Source organism: Marinobacter sp. B-21, assembly GCF_056857895.1.
Genome location: NZ_JBSXNZ010000008.1, coordinates 1 through 2,421, shown reverse-complemented (window position 1 = coordinate 2,421; position 2,421 = coordinate 1). Strand labels below are relative to the sequence as shown.

The following is a 2,421-nucleotide window of genomic DNA, read 5'->3' as shown; positions in this document are numbered from 1 at the left end:
ACTATGGCCGCTGCTGACTTCTGCTCAATCACCGGTGGGGTTACCCCCATCGGCGCTATCGGTGTCCATCTCATTCGCTCGCAACCGCCGATGGCAACGGCTGCGCCCAGGCTTGATCGACCAGTGGCCTGACTGGTAATTGACCGATCGCTCGTTGAGCAGATCCCGATGCGTCGGACCGCCCCAGATAAGAGCATGCACTGTCACTGCACTGCTGCATCATTTACGGTGGCCGTTAGATCACGTGGCTTCGTCGTCTGGTGCCAACTCGCCTTCAGCCTACGCCTCATATGATGTTCTTGTTCATCAGCTCGCAGTTTTGCTAGCGGCTTACTTCCGGCCGGCGTTCCGGAGACCGCCCCTCACGGATCGGCCCTTGCCATTCGCTAGTGGTTAGCGTTCAATCGGGTAAAACCGGCTAAACGGTGATCTTCCCACAGGGGACTTTCACCCCATTAGTTCATGCCCATGCTGGGCGTACACAAGTCGATCAAGTTCGTTCCGGCCGTTGGCCTCCACCGGACGCCCTTTACAGGGCGCCGCTTATCTTCGCGTGTGTGCCAGGCATGGCACCAGACTTGTCGGGTGAAAGTCCCGATACCAGGTATTCGCAGAGCCGAAGGTTAGCGAAAGGGCAAGGGCAAACCCGCGAGGGAATGTCTGGAGGAAGCCCAACGCAAAATTGCGGGATGACGAACAGGAACTGGATATGAGGTGTGACGTCGGTGGGGCCAGTGGGCACGTGACCATTAAGCCCTCCATCTGCATGTGGCCGGCGTTTTATAAATCCAGCATCTACGCAATGAAAGTCTGGTGTCTTACCCTGGGAGATCTCCTGTAGCTGCGCTGGGACGCTGCGTGCAGCCGAAAACCGCTGGGGGCTGAGTGATTGGCCCCGACCGCACAGGAGAAGTCAGCAGAAGGCATAGTACCGCGGATTACTCGGCAGGCATGGCCTGAAGTGAATGTCGGCGGGAAGGCCCGAACGGTGCCCTTTACCGGGCTTAAATGAAGAGAGCAGTCACTGTCGCGATGAGACCCCACAAGGCACCGGAGAAAGAGCAAACGCTGTCCCTGGAAACAGGGGGTGAAGTAGTGGCTGGATCCGGCAGGGAAGACACTCCGGTTGTTCACGATCGACTGATGGAACGGGTGCTGGAGAGGGACAACCTGCGCCGCGCTTTCCGTCAGGTCAAACGCAACAAGGGAAGCGCAGGGATAGACGGCATGACCGTTGACGACCTGACCGCCTTTGTAAAACAGCACTGGCCCAGCATCGCGGCACAGCTACTGGCGGGCGACTACCGGCCCCAGCCGGTTCGTCAGGTAGAGATACCCAAGCCCAAAGGTGGCGTGCGCAAACTGGGCATCCCGACCGTACTCGACCGCTTGATCCAACAGGCGTTGCTCCAGGTCTTGCAGGCGGAGTGGGACGGAAGCTTCTCCCATTCCAGCTATGGCTTCCGACCGGGGCGTTCCGCCCATCAGGCCATCCACCAAGCCCAGCGTTATATCAACAAAGGCTACCGATGGACCGTGGACATGGATCTGGAAAAGTTCTTTGACCGGGTCAACCACGACAAACTGATGACGTTGGTGAAGCGGCGAGTCACGGATGAGCGGGTACTCAAACTGATCAACAGCTACCTCAAGGCAGGCGCTTTGGTGGGAGATGTCTGGGCTCCGGCTTCGGAAGGCACCCCACAGGGTGGTCCACTGTCACCGCTATTAGCAAACCTGTTGCTCGACGAACTGGACAAGGAACTGGAGCGACGTGGCCACCGGTTCGTCCGCTACGCGGACGACTGCAACATCTACGTCAAGAGCCAGCGTTCAGGGCAGAGAGTACTGGCGAGCATCACCGGCTACTTGCGTCGCCGACTGAAACTGGTGGTGAATGAGGAAAAGAGTGCTGTTGGTCGCCCCTGGGAGCGGGTGTTCCTGGGGTTCACGTTCACTCGTAGAGGTGGGGAAAAGCGCCGCAAGGTGAGCGAAGACGCGATCCGGCAGTTCAAGTATCGCGTGCGGAAAATCACCCGGCGAACGCGGAGTCGAACCATGCAAACGGTGATCGACGAGCTGGCGGTGTACCTGAGGGGCTGGAAAGGCTACTACGGTTTTGCGCAAGTGAAATCGCCGATCCAGGACTTGGAAAAGTGGGTACGCCGCAAGCTACGTTGCTATCACCTGAAGCAATGGGGACGATCCGGCTACCGCCAGTTGCGCAAGCGCGGGGTGAGTGTAAGACTGGCCTGGAATACGGCCAAGTCGGCTCATGGCCCGTGGCGTTTGAGCCGCAGTCCGGGATTGGCGCAAGCCTTACCCCGACAGTATTTTATGTCGATGGGGTTACCGGACCTTGTGGATCGCTGAACAACTCAATCAACCGAACCGCCGTGGTACGTGATCCGTATGCCCGGT

General features: G+C 58.7%; 1 protein-coding gene. It reads left to right on the top strand.

Annotation, left to right across the window (positions count from 1 at the left end):
* The first annotated feature begins 1,032 nt into the window (after positions 1-1,032).
* Positions 1,033-2,373 carry a group II intron reverse transcriptase/maturase gene (gene ltrA, locus AC13C0_RS00150; RefSeq protein WP_341580986.1) on the top strand — a complete coding sequence of 447 codons (1,341 nt, stop codon included), beginning with the start codon at positions 1,033-1,035 and terminating at the stop codon, positions 2,371-2,373.
* Positions 2,374-2,421: the final 48 nt, after the last annotated feature.

Bases quoted from the DNA above. Each gene is read 5' to 3' on its own strand.
- ltrA (WP_341580986.1), top strand. From the start codon at position 1,033: ATGAGACCCCACAAGGCACCGGAGAAAGAGCAAACGCTGTCCCTGGAA.